This is a genomic window from Desulfovibrio intestinivivus, from assembly GCF_053570665.1.
The window spans coordinates 1,421,061-1,439,791 of sequence record NZ_JBRBQT010000001.1 but is presented as its reverse complement, the minus strand read 5'-3'; the positions used below and the strand labels follow the sequence as shown (position 1 = coordinate 1,439,791).

The 18,731-nt window shown below is 59.6% G+C and carries 15 protein-coding genes; all 15 read left to right on the top strand.

What is annotated here, in order from left to right:
• The first annotated feature begins 26 nt into the window (after positions 1-26).
• The 15 genes from ACUZ9P_RS06140 to ACUZ9P_RS06070 all read left to right on the top strand — a co-directional run bounded on the left by ACUZ9P_RS06140 (position 27) and on the right by ACUZ9P_RS06070 (position 18,606).
• Entirely contained in the window at positions 27-2,939 is a 2,913-nt protein-coding gene (locus tag ACUZ9P_RS06140; RefSeq protein WP_449249052.1) for an insulinase family protein, read from the top strand.
• A 108-nt stretch (positions 2,940-3,047) separates the two neighbouring features.
• Complete coding sequence (gene cbiR / locus ACUZ9P_RS06135; protein ID WP_449249051.1) at positions 3,048-3,863, top strand: cobamide remodeling phosphodiesterase CbiR; 816 nt, start codon at positions 3,048-3,050, stop codon at positions 3,861-3,863.
• A 58-nt stretch (positions 3,864-3,921) separates the two neighbouring features.
• Positions 3,922-4,983, top strand: coding sequence for a DHH family phosphoesterase (locus ACUZ9P_RS06130; RefSeq protein ID WP_449249050.1), 1,062 nt, complete (start codon positions 3,922-3,924; stop codon positions 4,981-4,983).
• Positions 4,984-5,320: 337 nt separating this feature from the next.
• On the top strand, positions 5,321-6,118 hold the full coding sequence (locus ACUZ9P_RS06125; RefSeq protein ID WP_449249049.1) for a 2-amino-3,7-dideoxy-D-threo-hept-6-ulosonate synthase: 798 nt from the start codon (positions 5,321-5,323) through the stop codon (positions 6,116-6,118).
• A 5-nt stretch (positions 6,119-6,123) separates the two neighbouring features.
• Positions 6,124-7,107, top strand: coding sequence for a 3-dehydroquinate synthase II family protein (locus ACUZ9P_RS06120; protein ID WP_298995159.1), 984 nt, complete (start codon positions 6,124-6,126; stop codon positions 7,105-7,107).
• Positions 7,108-7,109: 2 nt separating this feature from the next.
• Positions 7,110-8,342: a prephenate dehydratase gene (gene pheA / locus ACUZ9P_RS06115; RefSeq protein ID WP_298995162.1), complete on the top strand. Its 1,233-nt coding sequence runs from the start codon at positions 7,110-7,112 to the stop codon at positions 8,340-8,342.
• Positions 8,339-9,775 carry a 3-phosphoshikimate 1-carboxyvinyltransferase gene (locus ACUZ9P_RS06110; protein ID WP_449249048.1) on the top strand — a complete coding sequence of 479 codons (1,437 nt, stop codon included), beginning with the start codon at positions 8,339-8,341 and terminating at the stop codon, positions 9,773-9,775. Before pheA ends, ACUZ9P_RS06110 begins: the two co-directional genes overlap by 4 nt.
• A 137-nt stretch (positions 9,776-9,912) precedes the next feature.
• Positions 9,913-10,644 (top strand): prephenate dehydrogenase/arogenate dehydrogenase family protein, encoded by a 732-nt coding sequence (locus ACUZ9P_RS06105; RefSeq protein WP_449250238.1) that lies wholly within the window; start codon positions 9,913-9,915, stop codon positions 10,642-10,644.
• A gap of 166 nt (positions 10,645-10,810) precedes the next feature.
• Positions 10,811-11,890, top strand: a complete 1,080-nt coding sequence (gene flhB / locus ACUZ9P_RS06100; protein WP_449249047.1) for a flagellar type III secretion system protein FlhB — start codon at positions 10,811-10,813, stop codon at positions 11,888-11,890.
• A gap of 83 nt (positions 11,891-11,973) precedes the next feature.
• Positions 11,974-14,073 carry a flagellar biosynthesis protein FlhA gene (gene flhA, locus ACUZ9P_RS06095; RefSeq protein WP_449249046.1) on the top strand — a complete coding sequence of 700 codons (2,100 nt, stop codon included), beginning with the start codon at positions 11,974-11,976 and terminating at the stop codon, positions 14,071-14,073.
• 275 nt (positions 14,074-14,348) lie between these two features.
• On the top strand, positions 14,349-15,392 hold the full coding sequence (locus ACUZ9P_RS06090) for a flagellar biosynthesis protein FlhF (RefSeq protein ID WP_298995175.1): 1,044 nt from the start codon (positions 14,349-14,351) through the stop codon (positions 15,390-15,392).
• 33 nt (positions 15,393-15,425) lie between these two features.
• Positions 15,426-16,238 (top strand): MinD/ParA family protein, encoded by an 813-nt coding sequence (locus tag ACUZ9P_RS06085; protein WP_022657631.1) that lies wholly within the window; start codon positions 15,426-15,428, stop codon positions 16,236-16,238.
• A gap of 170 nt (positions 16,239-16,408) precedes the next feature.
• On the top strand, positions 16,409-17,188 hold the full coding sequence (locus ACUZ9P_RS06080; protein ID WP_449249045.1) for a FliA/WhiG family RNA polymerase sigma factor: 780 nt from the start codon (positions 16,409-16,411) through the stop codon (positions 17,186-17,188).
• Positions 17,189-17,265: 77 nt separating this feature from the next.
• Positions 17,266-17,646, top strand: coding sequence for a chemotaxis response regulator CheY (locus ACUZ9P_RS06075; RefSeq protein ID WP_298995188.1), 381 nt, complete (start codon positions 17,266-17,268; stop codon positions 17,644-17,646).
• 291 nt (positions 17,647-17,937) lie between these two features.
• Entirely contained in the window at positions 17,938-18,606 is a 669-nt protein-coding gene (locus tag ACUZ9P_RS06070) for a flagellar basal body-associated FliL family protein (RefSeq protein ID WP_449249044.1), read from the top strand.
• Positions 18,607-18,731 lie beyond the last annotated feature (125 nt).

The window sequence follows — 18,731 nt, the reverse complement described above, 5'->3', positions numbered from 1 at the left end:
TGCACATCAACACTCCAGGATTCATCATGAACAAGCACGGATTCACTCTTCTTACAGAACAGCATCTGCACGAAGTGGACGGCACCGCCCGTTTGTGGCGGCACGAGGCCACGGGGGCGCAACTGCTTTCCATTAATAACTCTGACGAAAACAAGTGCTTTGGCGTCAACTTTCGCACGCCGCCAGCCGACTCCACAGGTGTTGCCCACATTCTGGAGCACTCCGTTCTTTGCGGGTCGGACAAATATCCCGTCAAGGAACCCTTTGTGGAACTGATGAAGGGATCGCTGCAAACCTTTCTCAACGCATTCACCTTTCCCGACAAGACCTGCTACCCCATCGCTAGCTGCAATCTGCGCGATTTTTACAATCTCATTGACGTCTACATAGACGCAGTGTTCCACCCGCGCATCGATGAGGATATCTTCCGGCAGGAAGGCTGGCACGTGGAGGCCGAAACGTCCGATGGCCCGTGGTCATACAAGGGCGTGGTCTACAATGAAATGAAGGGCGTTTACTCCTCGCCCGATTCCGTCCTCGCGGAGCAGAGCCAGCAGGCGCTTTTCCCCGATACGCTCTACAGCCTTGATTCCGGCGGCAATCCGGAAAATATCCCCGACCTCACCTACGAGGCCTTTTACGATTTTCACAGCCGCTACTACCACCCCAGCAACGCCCGCTTTTTCTTCTGGGGCGACGACCCGGAAGACGAACGCCTGCGCCTGACGGCAGCCGCGCTTGAAGGCTACACGGCCCGCCCGGTCAATTCCGATGTGCCTTTGCAGCCGCGCCTGGAAACCCCACGCCAGATTGAAGTGGCCTATGCCGCCTCCAAGGGCGAAAAACGCGCACTGTTTACGGTCAACTGGCTTTTGGGCGAGCGTGGGGACGTGCATCAGGCCCTGCTGATGGAAATGCTCGAGCATATCCTTGAAGGCCTGCCCGGCTCCCCCCTGCGCAAGGCGCTCATCGCCTCCGGCCTTGGTGAAGACACCACGGGCTGCGGGCTGGAGACTGACCTGCGCCAGATGTACTACTCCACCGGTCTCAAGGGCGTGGCCCCGCGCGATGTGCAGCAGGCCGAACTGCTCATTTTTGACACCCTGGCCCAACTGGCGGAAGAAGGCATCCCCCGCTCGGCAGTGGAAGCCGCCGTCAACAGCGTGGAATTCGCCTACCGTGAAAACAATTCGGGGCGCTTCCCCCGTGGGCTTTCGGCCATGGTGCAGTCCCTGACCACATGGCTGTATGATGGCGATCCGCTGGCTCCGCTGGCATGGGAATCCCCGCTCAACGCCCTCAAAGCCCGCATCGAGGCTGGCGAACCCGTATTTGAACGGGCCATCAAGGACTGGTTCCTGAACAACGAGCACCGCGCCACCGTGGTGCTGCTGCCGGACACCAAGCTGGGCAAAGCCCGCGAACATGCGGAAAAGGCCCGCGTGGACGCCGTACAGGCCGATGCCGATGCCGAGGCCCGCGCCAAGATGGTGGAAGAAACCGCCCGCCTCATGGAAGCCCAGAGCGCGCCCGACAGCCCGGAGGCTCTTGCGACCATCCCGGCCTTGGGGATTGAAGACCTGCCGCGTGAAAACGCCTTGCTGCCCCGCGCAGTGGCAGAACTGCCCGAGACATTTCTAACGCACGAACTGCCCACACAGGGTATTGCCTACGCGACCCTGCTGCTGCCCCTTGCCAATGTGCCGGACAGGCTCGTGCCCCTGCTGCCGCTTTTTGCCCGTTCCCTCACCGAAACAGGTACCGCCAAACGCGATTTTACGGAGCTTGGCGCACTCATGGCCGCCAAAACGGGCGGCCTTGGCGCTGAAACGCTGGTGGGCCTTGTGCGCGGCAGCCGCAAGACTTTTGGCTACCTTGGCGTGTCGGGCAAGGCCGTGTACGACAAGCTGCCCGATCTCTTTGCCCTGACCCGCGAAATCCTGCTGGAACCCCTGACGGACGCCGATGTGCTGCGCGAACGCCTGGGCCAGATGCTGCTTGAAGGCAAGGCCCGGCTGGAACATGGCTTGCAGTCCGCCGGTCATGCGGCGGTCAGCGCCCGCCTGCGGGCGCGCTTCAACGGCGCAAGCGCCATTGCCGAACGCACGTCGGGCCTGAGCTACCTTGAAAGCGTGCGCGGCCTGCTGGAGCGTATGGACACTGACCCGCAGTCTGTTTTGAATGATCTGGAAGAACTGCGCTCGCGCATCATCGCCCGTCCCGGCGCTGTTGTGGACTGCACCGCAGAGGCGCAGGGTCTTGCGCTGGTAGAAACGGAAGCCCGCCAGCTGCTGCGCTCGCTTTTGCCCGCGCGGGCAGGGGCGTCAACGGACTTTGGCAGCGCCCCTCTGGAACTGCCCAAGGGCGAAGCCTTCATTGCCCCGGCCCAGATCAACTATGTGGGCAAGGCCGCCAACATCTATGACCAGGGCTATGTGTACCATGGCTCCGCCAGCGTTATCCTGCGCAGCCTGCGCATGGGCTACCTGTGGGAGCGGGTGCGTGTACGCGGCGGCGCGTACGGCGCGTTCTGCAACCTTGACCGCCTGGGCGGCACCCTTGTGTGCGCCTCATACCGCGACCCCAACGTGGACGACACCCTGGCGGCCTTTGACGGCATGGCCGAATACCTGCGCACCTTCAGCCCGGACAAGGCCCAGCTCACCCAGGCCATAGTGGGCGCGGTGGGGGATCTGGACAGCTACCTGCTGCCCGACGCCAAGGGCGCGCAGTCCCTCTCGCGCTGGCTCACGGACGACACAGATGCCGCCCGCGCCCTCATGCGCGAAGAAATCCTTTCCACCACCGGAAAGCACTTCCGCGAATTTGCCGAGGTGCTGGCCGAGGTTGCGCGCAACGGAGCCACCTGCGTGCTGGGCGGCCCCAAGACCGAAGCAGCAGCCAAAGAACACAGCTGGAGCAGCACCAAACTGGTGTAGCATTCCGCAATTATAGAATGATAAAGGGGGAGATTTTCCGGAAATCTCCCCCTTTTGCGCACAGTGGCGGCAAGGCCGACACTGTATGCCGCGCACAAGGAACACCCGATGTCCCAAGATTCAGGCGACCAGCCGCTCCAGCCAGACACGCCGCATCTGCGGCCCGCACGCTTTGCAGGCCGTCTGGCCGCGCCGTCCTTTGTGCTGCCCGCCGGAGTGGCGGAAAATGCGCGTTTTCTGGCTGGCAAGGTGGACGAGGTAGGACTGTGCTTTTTTGAAGCTCAGTCCTGCCTGAATTACGGGCCGCAGGACTTGCCGCCCGATCTGGCAACCCTGCCCCTGCGCTGGCATGTGCATCTGCCCGTTGACCTGCCCTGGCCCTCCAGCAAAAGTTCTGCCGCGCATCCTGCCCGCAGGGCAGCGCAATTGGCATTGTCTGTACTTGGCAAGGCGGCATTTCTTCAGCCGCGCTGTGCCGTGCTGCACCCGCCCCAAGGCTCGCCGATGGTGCAACGCAGCCTTCTGGCAGGGTTTGCCTCTCACTGGAAAAGCTGCTGTCATATTCCGCTGTTGTTGGAAAACGTTGCCCACAGCGATATTGCCTGCCTTGGACAGGGATTTCTTCAGGATCACGGACTGGGGCTGTGTCTGGACGTAGGGCACCTCCTGGGCTATGGTCAAAAAAACCTGTTGGTTTCGCCCCTGCCAGAGCAGGCGAGCATGACGCACTGGAGCGCCCCCGGCGACGGCGACCGGCATCTGCCCCTCACGGCTTTTACGCCCGGGCAGGCGCAGACCGCAGCCGCCCTCATGCAGCGCATCCCCGATTCAGCAGTGCATATGGTCGAGATATTCAACTGGGATCGTTTGGCCGCATCCCTGCCGGTGCTGGAGGCGCTTGCGCAACCGCATTCCGGCGAATGAACATTGGCAAACGCACTTTCGCAAGCGGGCTTTCGCAGAAGAACTTTTAAGGAGAATCATGGCTGGCGCCACAGACCACATCGCCCTGCTGCAAAAATGGCGGGCAGGTCTCAGCAAGGACGACCGCTGGTGCATCCTCATCAATGCCGACCCCGATGCCCTGGCATCGGCGCTGGCGCTCAAGCGTATTATGATCCACAAGGTGCACAACGTGGACATTGCGCGCATCAATGAGGTGACCCGGCCCGACAACCTGGCCATGATCCGCTACCTGAACATCCCGGTGCGCCCCTGGCAGCCTGAAAATGCCGACCAGTACACCCACTTTGCCATGGTGGATTCCCAGCCGCACCACAGCAAGGCTTTTCAAGGCCTGCACTTTGACTGCATTATCGACCATCATCCCCTGCCCCGCGTTACCAACAACATTGCGGCATGCTCGCTGGCTGGCCCGGCCTTGCTGCGTGATATCCGCCCCAATATGGGCGCCACCAGCACCATGATGGCCCGTTATCTCAAGGCCTTGCGCATGCGCCCAGGGCCAAGGCTTGCCACAGCCCTGCTGTACGGCATACGCACAGACACGGCGGCTTTTGAGCGCTCCGGCGGCGAAGACGATTTTCGCGCGTATCAGTGGCTTTCGCGCCATGCGGACAACGGCCTGCTGCGCCGTATTCTGCGTAGCGAATACCTGCGGGAATGGCTGCCGTTGTTTTCACGCGCATTCCGTTCCCTTGCCGACTGCCGAGGCGGCGGAGCCTTTGCCTCGCTCAACGAGGTCAACAGCGCAGACCTTTTGGTGGCAGTGGCGGACTTTTTCACACGCGTGCACGGCCTGCGGTGGATAGCCGTGAGCGGCGTGGTGGACAAAACCGTTATCGTGATCTTTCGCGGCGATGGCGGACGGGACATTGGCCGTCTGGCGGACGCCTGTTTTTACGATGTGGGCGAGGCTGGCGGGCATCGCAATCTGGCCCGCGCGGAATTTCCCCTGTCGGCAGTACCGGAAGGGGTCAAACCCGGCGAGTTTGTGCTCAGGCGGCTTGAAACGCGCAAGCGGCGGCGCAAAACAACAGCCCCGGAGGCCCCCTCTGACCCCGCAGAGCGGGGCGCAGCCTGACTTTGCGAATAATTTGCATGCAAACTTCAATTTTTTATTGACAGGCTTTTGCATGCCGCGTAGCTTTTTACCTAGAAAATTTAAGGATACTTTCATGCAGCGCATTTCTTCCAACCACACCTCCTCCTACGCCGCCGGCATCTTTAGCTGGTATTATTTTGCGTACTTTACCGGAGCCTGTGGTCGGGAGCTTTGCTGACGCGTAAAAGTTAGAAAGTTCAACGGGCCGCAGGCAACAAGCCAGCGGCCCTTTTTTTGTATGGGCCGCCGGAAAAAATGCGGCAAACCCCGCTCCACGCGGGTCACCTTAAAGCAGCAGACTGAAAGGAGCGAGCCCATGTACCTTGGAAAAAAAATCCGCCTGGAACGCATCATCAACCGCACAAATGGCCGTACCATCATTGTTCCCATGGATCACGGCGTGACCATTGGTGCTGTTGAAGGTCTGGTGGACATGCGAGACACCGTCAACGACATGGCCACGGGCGGCGCAGACGCAGTGCTCATGCACAAGGGCCTTGTGCGTTGCGGCCACCGCAACGCGGGCAGCGACATCGGTCTTATCATCCACCTCTCCGCCTCCACCACGCTTTCGCCCCTCGGCAACACCAAAACCCTCGTGGCCACAGTTGAAGAAGCAATCAAGCACGGCGCGGACTGCGTTTCTGTCCACGTGAACTTGGGCGACCCCAACGAACGCCTCATGCTGGCCGATCTGGGCCGTGTGGCCGAATCATGCGACAACTGGGGCATCCCGCTGCTGGCCATGATGTACGCCCGCGGCCCCCAGATCCAGAACGGTTACGCCAAGGACGTGGTGGCCCACTGCGCCCGCGTGGGCGTTGAGCTGGGCGCGGATATCGTCAAGGTGCCCTACACCGGCGATGCGGAAAGCTTCTCTGAAGTCGTGGCCGCCTGCTGTGTGCCCGTGGTTATCGCCGGTGGCGAGCGCATGGATTCCACCCGCCAGATCCTCCAGATGGTTCAGGATTCGCTGAGCGCAGGCGGGGCGGGCATTTCCGTGGGCCGCAACGTCTTCCAGCATCCCAACCGCGTTGCTCTGGTCAAGGCCCTGCGCGCCATCGTACACGACAACGTTTCCGTGGATCAGGCCATGGAAATTGTAGGAGAGTAAGCCGCATGTCCCGCATCTATTTCAACTGCGTTCCCTTTGACAAGGGCGATGTGACCCTGGCGCTGGAATCCGGCGTGGACGGCGTTATTGTGCCGCGCAAGCATGTGGAAGAAGTTTCCGGTCTTTCGCGCTGCCCAGTGTGGGCCGCCGAAGATACCGCCATGATGACGCTCACCGTCAAGGCTGACGAAGAAGCCGTGCTCGAACGGCTGCATAAGGGCGAGCGTGTGGTTCTGGCTCGCGGCTGGGAGGTAATACCTGTGGAAAACCTTCTGGCCCAGAGCGACAGCGTTCTGGCTGAGGCCGCTACGCTGGACGAGGCCCGCCTTGCCGCAGGAATTTTGGAACGCGGTGTGGCGGGCATTGTTGTATCCAGAGAGGCCGTGGCCGATCTCAAGACCATTGTCAGCCAGTGCAAGCTTTCGCAGGGGCATGAAGAACTGCTGCCCGCCGTGATCACCCGTGTCGAATCTGTGGGCCTCGGGCACCGAGTCTGCGCCGATACGCTCTCCATCCTGCGCAAGGGCCAGGGCATGCTGGTGGGCAATTCCAGCGCCTTTACCTTTCTTGTGCACGCGGAAACCGAACGCAACGAGTATGTTGCCGCCCGCCCCTTCAGGGTCAATGCGGGGGCTGTGCATGCCTACGTGCGCCTGCCCGGCGACAAAACCACCTATCTTGGCGAATTCAAGGCGGGGCAGGAAGTGCTGATCGTGGACGCCAACGGCGAAACCAGCCTTGCCACCCTTGGCAGGGTCAAGATTGAAGTGCGCCCCATGCTGCTGGTTGAAGCCCAGGTTACCACCGAAGACGGCGTTAAAACCGGCGCGGTATTTTTGCAGAATGCCGAAACCATCCGCCTGACGACCCCCGGCGGCGAGCCGGTAAGCGTGGTGAGCCTGAAACCCGGCGATACCGTGCTGTGCCGTCTGGACGAAGCTGGTCGCCATTTTGGCATGCGCATCCGCGAAGACATCCGGGAGATATAAGCATGGACGACAGCAACAGCCACTGGCCCAAGGACCACCCCGCAGCCGCAGCAGACCGTCAGGCAGCCTCTCCAGATGAGGCGGGCGCGCGCCTTGCCGCCATCCGGCACGAGATTGACGCCGTGGATCAGGATCTGCTCGCGCTCTTTAACCAGCGGGCGGCCCTGAGCCTCGAAGTGGGACGCATCAAGGCCGATGTGCCGGGCATTATCTTCAAGCCCCTGCGGGAAAAGGAAGTGCTGGACAGTCTGGCAACGCGCAACCCAGGCCCCCTGCCGGAGGATCATCTGCGGGCCATCTGGCGCGAGATATTTTCTTCCTCCCGCTCCTTGCAGCGGCCCCAGAATGTGGCCTATCTCGGCCCGGAAGGCACGTTTTCCTACTTTGCGGGCGTGGAATACCTCGGCCATGCCGCCCAGTTCCGCCCCTGCAACGATATTACGCAGGTCTTTCAGGAAGTGGCTTCCGGCCAGTGCGAGCTCGGCGTGGTGCCGCTGGAAAATTCCCTTCAGGGAACCGTGGGCGTGAGCTTTGACTTGTTCCTCAAGTACGACGTGCATATTCAGGCCGAACTGTTTTCGCGCATTTCGCACTGTCTGCTGAGCAACGCGCCTTCGCTGGCCGCCGTGCGCACCGTGTATTCCCACCCCCAGCCGCTGGCTCAGTGCGGCGCGTGGCTGCGCGCCCATCTGCCCGGCGCAGGCCTTGTGCCGGTGGAATCCACCGCTGCCGCCGCCCAGTACGCCGCTGGCAAGGAAGACGCTGCCGCCATTGGTCACGGCAAGCTGGCCGACCTCATGGGCATTGCCGTTCTGGCCCGCCGCATTGAGGACGAGCCCGGCAACTGGACGCGCTTTGTGATCATCGGCCCCGGCGATGCGCGCTCGGGCAGCCGCACGGGCGGCCCCCAGCCCGGCCATACCGGCGCGGACAAAACCTCGCTGCTGTTCACCACGGCAGACAAGGCGGGCGCGCTCTCAAGCGTGCTTGACCTGCTGGCAAGCAACGGCATCAACATGCGCAAGCTGGAATCGCGCCCCCTGCGCGGCCAGCGCTGGAAATACGTCTTCTTTGCCGATGTGGAAAGCGACCTGGAAGATCCCCGTTACGCCCCCCTGCTGGAAAAACTGCACGAAGTCTGCACCAGCTTCCGCATACTGGGCAGCTACCCCACAGGGCCGCAACTGGACCGTCTTGACCTCCACTCGGAAACACCGGAGCAGCCAGCCTCATGAGCCAGAGCACCATTATCATCACTGAGGCCGAAAAGCAGGCCACGGCAAGCGTTACCGCACCCGCTTCCAAATCTGTTTCGCACCGCTACCTTATTGGCGCGGCGCTGGCGCAGGGAGTTTCCACAGTGCGGCACACCCTTGAAAGCCGCGACCTCGAACGCACCCGCGCCATCCTGTGCGGGGCCGGGGCGAGCATGGAAACCCTGCCCGAAAGCACACAAGCCTCCGGCGCGTGGCGCGTGACGGGCATGGGCGGCAAGCCCCGCGGCGGCGCAACGGGCGATCCTCTTTCCTGTGATGTGGAAGAATCCGGCACCACATGTCGGCTGCTCACCGCCGTGCTGGCCGCTGGCGAGGGTGAATTTCGCGTGCACGGCGCGCCGCGCATGCACGAACGCCCCATTGAAGAACTGACCGATGCCCTCAAAAAACTGGGCCTTGCCGTCACATTTGAGGGCAAGCCCGACTGTCCGCCTCTGGTGCTGCACGCCAAGGGCCTCAACCCTGCCCTGTGCGGGGGAGAGGTGACGCTGGGCATGGATATTTCGAGCCAGTATTTTTCGGGTCTGTTGCTGGCGGCCCCCATGGGGCCTGCGCCCTTGTCCGTAACGCTTGGCGGGCAGAAAGCCGTGTCCTGGCCCTATGTGGGGCTGACCCTGCAATGCCTGACAGACTACGGCATCCACTTTGACGTGGAAACCCGCGACGCGGCCGATGCTCCGTGGGAAATGCTGCCTCCTGGCGTATGGCGCGAACTCAAGGCCGCGCATCCCGGCTGCCTGCGCGTGACAGTCCATCCCGGCGCGTACCGCGCGGGCAACTACACCGTTGAAGGCGACTGGTCTGGCGCGTCCTATCTGCTGGCCGCTGGCGCACTGGGCCTTAAGCCCGTGAGGGTTGAAGGTTTGCGCACGGATTCCCTGCAGGGGGACCGCGCCATGCTGGGCATTTTGGAGCGCATGGGCGCGCGCATGACCATGACGGAAAATTCCGTCATCGTGTACCCCTCCGCCCTTCATGGCGTGGAGTTGGACATGGGCGACTGCCCCGACCTCGTGCCCACTGTAGCTGTGCTGGCAGCCTTTGCGCAGGGTTCCACACGCATCAGCAATGTGGCCCATTTGCGTTATAAAGAATCGGATCGCATCAGCGCCCCGGCGCAGGAGCTTGCCAAGGCTGGCGTGGTCATTGACCAGCTTTCCGACGGCATGCTCATTCACGGCCTGGCCGGGCGCGGCAACGGCAAGCCGGACTGTCCGCGCTTGCCCGAGGGCGTTTCCCTCTCGGCCCACAACGACCACCGCATTGCCATGTCTCTGGCCCTGCTGGGGCTGCGCCAGCCTGAAACAAATGTACGCGGCCTGCTGGACGACCCGCTGGTGGTGCGCAAATCCTTTCCGCAATTCTGGAATATCTGGGAGCAACTGGCATGAACGGCAATCAAGGCAGCAACGGCGTCCCTGCCGCCCAGAACGGCGGGGAATCCGCTGTGGATGATGGATTTGACGGCTTTACCGGCTTCTGCCCGCGCAATCCCGTAAAAACCGTCATTGTTGGCTCCACTGGCCGCATGGGTGCCATGCTGCTGGCTCGCGCCGAGTCGGCAGGGCTGAACGTGGCTGGCGTGGACGTGCCCCTGACGCCCGAAGTTCTGGCTCCCGCCTGCGCGGGTGCCGAGCTGGCCATCATTTGCGTTCCTGCCGCTGTTTTCAGCGAGGTTATTGCTGTGGTCTGCCCGCATCTGCTCCCTGGGGCGGTGCTGGCGGACATAACCTCCGTCAAGGAAATCCCGCTGCAACAGATGGAAAAGGTCTGGGCCGGGCCAGTAGTGGGCACGCACCCCCTCTTTGGCCCCAAGCCGGATCCGCAGGCAGACCAGCCCGTGGCCATTGTGCCGGGGGACCATGCGGGGCAAGATCATGTGGAACTGGCCTCGGGCTTTTTTACAGCCCTTGGCTGCCGTGTTTTCTGCACCACTGCCGAAAAACACGACAAGGCCATGGCCAGCATCCAGAACATGAACTTCATCACCAGCCTGGCGTACTTTGCCCTGCTGGCGGAGCATGAGGACCTGCTGCCCTTTCTTACGCCTTCATTCCGCCGCCGCCAGAACGCTGCCCGCAAAATGCTGACAGAAGACGCGAGCATGTTCGCTGGCCTATTTGAGGCCAATCCCTACAGCTACGAAGCTGTGCGCCAATACCGGCAGATGCTCAACCTCGCCGCCGCTGGCGATATTGACCTGCTCTGCCAGCGCGCCCGCTGGTGGTGGCAGAAAGAAGCGGATCAGCAAACTCCCTGATTTCAAACAGCCCACAACAGATGACGCACATGCGGAGGAAACTCCATGCGCCCAATGACCATTGCGCCCTGATCTGATATGCCCGCCAGTTCTCTGACGGGCATATTTTTTGCTATTGCCTGGGCAAAGCGCTTAACAGCGCCAACCAAACCAGGGCGGTAAGAGCATGTTCGGTTCGCAGCAAGATCCAAGCAGAACAGAAAGAGCCACTCCAAAACGCGTCAGTAAGCAGCGTGAGGAGGGCAATGTTCCCAAAGCGCCAGAACTGGGCAAGGCAGTGAGCCTGCTGGGGGGCTTGTGTGTTCTTTATGCCTGGATCGGCCCCATGGCCGACAACATCAAGCGCCTGTTCCGCCACTTTCTCAGCCACTCGTGGGAGTTCGATCCCAACCCTGAAAACGTCTACAGCCTCAGCATTGAGGTCACGCTTGAAATTGCCCGCATGATCATGCCCATTCTGCTGACCTTGGGCTTTTTGGCCTTTCTGGCGCAGCGCTTACAGGTGGGAAAACTCTGGACAACCAAGGCCATGCGCCCCACCTTGAAGCGCTTCAACATAGTCCAGGGGCTCAAGCAGATGCTGGCATCGCCGCAAACAGCCCTGCGCACCATCAAGAGCCTGCTGTTTTCTCTTGTTCTTGGCATCATCCCTGGCTGGATCATCTTCAAGGAACATCAGAATTTTCTGCCCATGTACTACGCCAGCACCGAAGGCGTGGCGACCTACATGCTGCAAATGGCTTTCAAGCTGACCTGCTACGCGCTGCTGCCCATCATTGCCATTGCCATTTTTGACGTATGGCAGTCGCACTATGCCTATAACGAAGGCATGAAGATGACCAAGTCAGAAGTGAAGGACGAGCAGAAACAGGCTGAAGGCGACCCCGTGATCAAGGGACAGCAGCGCAGAAAAATGATGGAAATGATGAGCAAGCGTATGTTGGCCGACGTGCCCAAGGCGGATGTGGTGGTCACAAACCCCACGCACATAGCCGTGGCCCTGAGCTATAATACCTCGGAAGCTCCCGCGCCCATCGTGCTTGCCAAGGGTGCAGACAATCTGGCCGAAAAAATCAAGGAAGTAGCCCGCGAAAACCGGATTCCCATTCGCGAAAACGTGCCTCTGGCACGGGCTTTGTATAAGTCCACAGAGGTGGGCGACATGATTCCCGAAGAGCTTTACAAAGCAGTGGCTGCTGTGCTGGCCAGCATCTGGAAGCTCAAGCCCAAGGCGGCAAGGCCCTAGAAAGGCAAGGAATTTTTCCATCTTGTCCATACGTACCAGGGTAAACCCGCTTTCGGGAACCAACGCAGAGAGGTGTCATAAAAATGGCTGCCGTAGTAATCCCCCAGCTTGATTACGCTCGATTTTCAAAAAACGGCGAAATATTTCTTGCAGCCGGTGTGGTCATCATCCTGTTTGTCATGCTGGTGCCTCTGCCCACGTTTTTTCTCGATTTCATGCTCTGCATCAGTATTTCCATTTCCCTGCTGGTGCTTATAACCACCATGTTCATGACCTCGCCGCTGGAATTTACCATCTTTCCTTCCTTGCTGCTGGTCACAACCCTTCTGAGGCTGGCGCTCAACGTGGCGTCCACCCGCCTTATTCTGCTCAACGGCAATATGGGCGCAAACGCTGCGGGCGAAGTCATCCGCGCATTCGGCCAGTTTGTTGTGGGCGGCAGTTACGTTGTGGGCGCCGTTATCTTTATGATCCTGTTCATTCTGAACAAGACCGTTATCACCGCTGGTACCTCGCGTATCGCAGAAGTGGCTGCCCGCTTCACCTTGGACGCCATGCCCGGCAAGCAGATGGCCATTGAAGCTGACCTCAACGCTGGTTTGCTGGATGAAGAACAGGCCAATGCCCGCCGCGCAGGACTGCGCAAGGAAGCAGATTTTTACGGCGCCATGGACGGTGCCTGCAAATTTGTTTCGGGCGACGTGAACGCAGGCATGTTCATCACCCTGGTGAACCTTGTGGGCGGTATCATCATTGGTATGGTCCAGAAGGATATGGACTGGAACACAGCCCTCACCACCTATTCTCTGCTGACCATCGGTGACGGCCTGGTTTCCACCATACCTTCCATCATTGTTTCCACCGGCACTGGCTTGCTGGTTTCGCGCGCCGCCTCCGAAGCCAAGATGGGCGAAGAATTTCTGGCCCAGCTTACCTTCAACAGCCGTGCGCTCAAGATGGTCTCGGCCGTGTTGCTGCTGTTTGCGCTGGTTCCCGGCCTGCCGACCATCCCCTTCCTCTGCATATCCATCCTTATCTTTGTGGTGAGCCGCCTCACGGAAAACAAGGATCAGGAGGCCGCCGACAAGGCCAAGGCAGACAAGAAAAAGAAAAGCGGTTCCGGCACCGCCGACACGCCGGAAGAGGTACAGGCGCTGTTGCCCCTTGATACACTTGAACTTGAAGTGGGCTACGGCCTCATCCCCCTGGTGGACGAAGAACAGAGCGGCAACCTGCTGGCCCGCATCCGCTCCATACGCCGACAGTTTGCTCTGGACATGGGCGTGGTCATTCCCTCGTTGCACCTGCGCGATAACCTTCAGCTCAAGCCCGGCCAGTACGCCCTGCTTATCAAGGGCAATCAGGTGGCTTCGGCAGAAATTCTGGTCGATCACTTTCTGGCCATGGATCCCGGCAACGTGACCACCAAGATCAGCGGCATTGAAACGCGCGAGCCTGCCTTTAACCTGCCTGCCCTGTGGATTCCCGACAGTCAGCGCGAGGAGGCCATGCTTGCGGGCTACACTGTGGTTGACCCGGCAACGGTTATCGCTACGCATCTGACGGAAGTGTTCAAGCGTCAGCTGGCCGACTTTCTTGACCGCCAGGGCGTGCAAGGGCTGCTGGACACGGTCGCCAAGCATTCGCCCAAGGCAGTGGAAGACCTGGTGCCCAACGTGCTGCCCCTTGGCGTGGTGCAGAAAGTGCTGCAACTGCTGGTGCGCGAAAGCGTCAGCATACGCGACATGCTCACCATTGTGGAAACTCTGGGCGATTTTGGCTCAAGCGTCAAAAATCCCGACACGCTGGCAGAATATGTGCGCGAAAAACTCTCCCGCGCCATTGTACGGCCCTATCTGGACAGCCAGGGAACGCTTTCAGTGCTGACCCTTGCGCCCAATGCCGAGCGTCTGGTGCAGGAAGGCATTCGCCATGCCGACAACGGCGTGACCTTCCTCTCCATGAATCCGGCTGTGGCCCAGCGGCTGGTGAACAACATCAGCACGGCTGCCGACAATGCGGTGAATACCGATGCCCAGCCCGTGCTGCTGGTGACGCCGATCATCCGCCCGCATCTGGCCCAGATTGTCACGCGCTTTTTGCCCACGGTGCCGGTCATCTCGCAGGCGGAGATTCCGCCCGACATCCGGCTGCAATCGGTGGGCGTGGTAAGCGCCGAATAATCCGGCCTGCCCCAACGTTACGCGGCGCTCCGACCCTTGTGTCAGAGCGCCGCTTTATTTTTTATATTCATCTCCAGCTATCAGGATTCGTTGCCTTTTACTTTTCCACCAGCTAGTATTGTTTATGGCAAAAGCTGTGTTCCCGTGGTTGAAATCGCATGGGCCAATACTGCCCAAAAAGTTGGCCCCGAATTTGCAAATACAGGTTTGTCGTCAAACAAACGGCACTGATGCGCCGTTGGGCGATATTGAACCGTAAGGCAAAGGAATGGGCCATGCAGGTAAAGACGTTCACAGGGGCCACATCACAGGAAATTTTGGCCAGAATCAAGGCCGAGATGGGGCCTGACGCCGTTATCCTGGGCAACCGCACCTATCGCAAGAACGGGGCCGTCTGCCATGAAATAACTGCCGGGATCGAGCGCCCCAAGACCGAAGGAACGCAAGCCGCAGGCGCGCCTGCTGGCTGGGGTGAATGGCACAAGGAATGGATGCATCTCAAGGATCAAATATTTGCCTTGATGAAGCCAGCCATTCAGCTTGAACGCCTCACGCCCCGCCAGCGAGTTGCTCTGGAATATTTGCAGCGCGAAGGTGTTTCTGACTCTGTGGCGGTTGACCTCTACCAGCGTTTGCTGGCAGAACCCGGAGCCTCTGTACTGGAATGCCTCTGCGGCATGGTGCCGGTTAAGGCCTGGGGTGCGGAACAGTGGCGGCAGCGTATCCACCTGATGGCCGGGCCTTTCGGTTTTGGTAAAACCACAACTGCCCTGCGCTTTGCACTGCACCTGCGCAAACACGAACCAGAAGCGCGCATTGCCTTTATCAACGCCGACTGCCTGCGCGGCAACGGCAGGCTGATTTTGCGCCACTGGGCGGAACTTTCCAATTTTACGTATATGGAAGCGCCCGACAAGGCCGCCATGGAACTTGCCCTGGCCGCCACCCGCGAGGCCCGCGCCGTATTCATTGATGTTCCCGGCCTTGACCGCAACGGCAATCTTGCTCACTGGCGGGCCGACATGGGTCTGGACACTGTGGAAACCGCTACACACCTTACGCTTTCGCCATTTTTTGACGCTCTGCAAACACAGGCGTTTTTACAAAGATACAAATTTGAAGGGCCTGGCTCCCTTGTATGGACCAAGCTGGACGAAGCCGTAAGCTTCGGCAATATTGTGAATGTGGCCTGCGCTGCCGGATTGCCGGTTTCAGCACTGTCGTTCGGCGCGGAACTCAAGGAAAGCCTTGCCCCGGCCACCGAGCCGCTGGTCTGGCGTCTTATTTTCAAAAGGCAACTTCCCGGCCAGGCCGCCTAGCGCGGTATGAGCCATAACATGTGGAGCAGACAGATGAGCGGCACTTTCCCTCTGGTTTTTTCCGTCACCTCAGGCAAGGGCGGCGTAGGCAAGACCAATATCTCGGTTAATCTTGCCATTTGCCTTGCGCAACTGGGCAAGCAGGTGGTGCTTATTGACGCCGACCTCGGCCTGGCCAATGTAGACGTGGTGCTTGGTCTGACCCCGCAGAAGAATATTTTTCATCTGTTCCACGAAGGGGCCACCATTTCGGACATACTCTTTCCCACGCCTTACGGTTTTTCCATCTTGCCTGCTTCTTCCGGCATGAGCGAAATGCTCACCCTTTCCACGGGTCAAAAGCTTGAACTGCTTGAAGCCGTTGACGAAATGGAAGACGGGCTTGACTACCTCATCGTGGACACAGGTGCAGGCATCAGCGACAACGTGCTCTATTTCAACATGGCCGCGCAAGAACGCCTGGTAGTGCTTACACCGGAACCGACCTCGCTCACTGACGCCTATGCTCTTATCAAGGTGCTGAAAAACAATCACGGCGTTGAACGCTTCAAGGTGTGCGTTAACATGGCCCCGGACCTCAAGACGGCCAAGGACATGTTTGTGCGTCTGCATCAGGCCTGCGACCATTTTCTCAGTGGCGTCTCCCTGGAACTCGTGGGCGTTATCCCGCGCGATACAGGCGTACGCAAGGCCGTGGTGCAGCAGTTGCCCTATTGCATAAGCGAACCGCAAAGCCCGGCGGCAAAGGCCACCATGTCGCTGGCCAAGAACATCAGCGCATGGGAAGCCCCCGAAAACCTCGACGGCAACATCAAGTTTTTCTGGAAAAAACTGCTGTTCCGCTAGAATTGCGGGTGGGATTCCTGACCTGACAGGCCTTTTGCGACAGAAACAACGCTCCATAACCTCAACGTGTCAAAAACGCAGCGCAACCAGCCTTGGCGGGCAGGTGGAGCGAGGCATAACAGGCATCCAGATGCCACGGGGTAGAAGAGGCAAATCCGAAGGAAACCAACATGAAGACCGGCACAGCGCAAGCGCAAGCTCCCTGCCCCTGGGAAGCGCTCGAAACCGGGGCAACCCCTTGGGAGAGCTTTTCACCGGCAGAGCAGGAATCCGTGGTGCGTCACTATGCGCCCAAGATACGCTTTCTCGCTTTGCGGCTCAAAGCCAAGTTGCCACGCAGCATAGAACTTGGGGAGCTGATCAGCTCCGGCACCCTGGGCCTCATGGAAGCCTTGGGCAAGTTCAGGCCGCAGCTCGGCATCCGCTTTGAAACGTATGCCGAAAGCCGCATCAAGGGAGCCATGCTCGATGAATTGCGCCGGCTTGACTGGTTTCCCCGGTCCTTGCGTCAGCGTGTGCGGGTGCTTGATGAAGCCATGCGCAAGGTTGAGCACGAGCAAGGCCGACAGGCCACCGAGGACGAGCTGCAAAAGATCACCGGCCTCGACATGCGCGATGTGCGGCAGGGTCTTGAAGCCCTGCAAAACCAGCTCTGGATTTCACTTGACGCCATTCAGGACACGCTCTCGGGCGAAGGCCCCGAAGGCGGAGAACCCTTCCGCAGCACTGCCCTGCAAGAGCTCATCGAGCGTGTGGCGCCGCTGATCGACCGCTTGACGCCAAGAGAAAAGTTGGTACTCTCGCTGTATTATACTGATGAGCTGAATATGCGTGAAACTGCCGAAGTCATGGGCATCACCGAAGGCAGGGTTTCACAATTGCATTCACAGGCACTGAGCCGCCTTCGCAAGGAATTTCATAATCTCTACGGCGAAGGCACTGAAATATAAGCTTACAACAGACAGTGGCGCACGGCTGCAACGTCTGTTGCAAACCGATATTGACGGCGCTTCAAGGAGTTTTTCTCATGCCTTACAATCCGAATATGCGTGTTCTTGTGGTTGACGATTTTTCCACCATGCGCCGTATTGTGCGCAACATTCTGCGCCAGCTTGGTTTTCAGAACGTGGTGGAAGCCGATGACGGGACCTCGGCATGGGATGTTCTGAACCGCGAAAAGATCGACTTTATCGTTTCGGACTGGAACATGCCCCAGATGACAGGCATTGATCTGCTCCGCAAGGTTCGCTCAAGCGAGCAGTTTGCCAACATCCCCTTTCTGATGGTCACTGCTGAAGCCCAGCAGGAAAACATAATTGAAGCTGTGCAGGCCAAGGTTTCCAACTACATCGTCAAGCCTTTTACTGCGGACACGATGAAGCAGAAAATCGACAAGATTTTTCCCTAGGGCATTCCACATTGAAATACTTGCCAGTGGCGATGTGCATTCGCCCGGCACGTATGCGTGGCGCGGATATCCATCAATATCCACGCAGGGCAGCCAGCCTTTTCGCAGGCAACCTGCCCTTGGCTACAGCGCCAAAATTTCCCTGGCTTTGACGGCCCGCTTCTGGCCGGGGTCAGCGCTGCATGCGCTCACCTGGTTCGGGGCGGGTTTTTTGTTCTTAGTGGTTGCGGTCGTGTAATGCTGGTCACGGCATGGAACAGATGAACAGGCCGTGTTTGTCAGGAGAGGCGCGTGGCTGAAAAGCAGGATTTGAAAGACGCCCCCGTCAAGGATGAACTTCAGGTTGCGGTCAGCCAGGATACAAGCCTGCGCAAGGTCGAACTTGATCTTGACGATGCCCCGTTCCTTGTGGAACAGGCGCCTCCTCCCCAGGCCAAAACCGAGGAAGCCCCACTTCAGGTAGCCGAAGATGGGGCCGAACCACCCAAGAAGAAAAAAAAACTTCTGATCATTGCTGCCGCTGCTGGCCTGCTCGTGCTGCTGGTGGCAGGCGCTGCAATCTGGTGGTTTGTACTGCGCACTCCCCCGCCGCTGCCTCCGGAGCCAATCAAGCCAGAGGTCATCGTGGTGCCTTCTGCAAAAACGCCCACTGCCCAGCCTGACAGCGTCAAGGAACTGGCGCCATTTGTTATACCCCGGCAAACACCCACTGGCGCGCGCTTTTTGATCTGCAAATTTTCAACAGTCAGTCAAAGCCCCAGGGTCGGCATGGAGATTGACCACAAGCTCATTCCTCTGCGCGATGCCCTGTATTATTACCTGAGCAGCAAGTCGGACGAATTTTTGCTGAATCCGGCCAATACGGCTACCATAAAAAAAGACCTCAGCGGGGTGCTGAACGATTACCTGACGCAGGGGCGCATTGATGACATTTTGTTTGAGAGTTATCTGAACGAATAGCCACAGCAGCAGCTGTCGGGCAGTGAAGCCCGCAAACGCCAGCGCCCGTTGCGCGGCGCAAGCATAACCCGCTGCTGCACACGCGACCCTCTGAATGGTCGTACAGGCCCCCGGAACCGGCAACA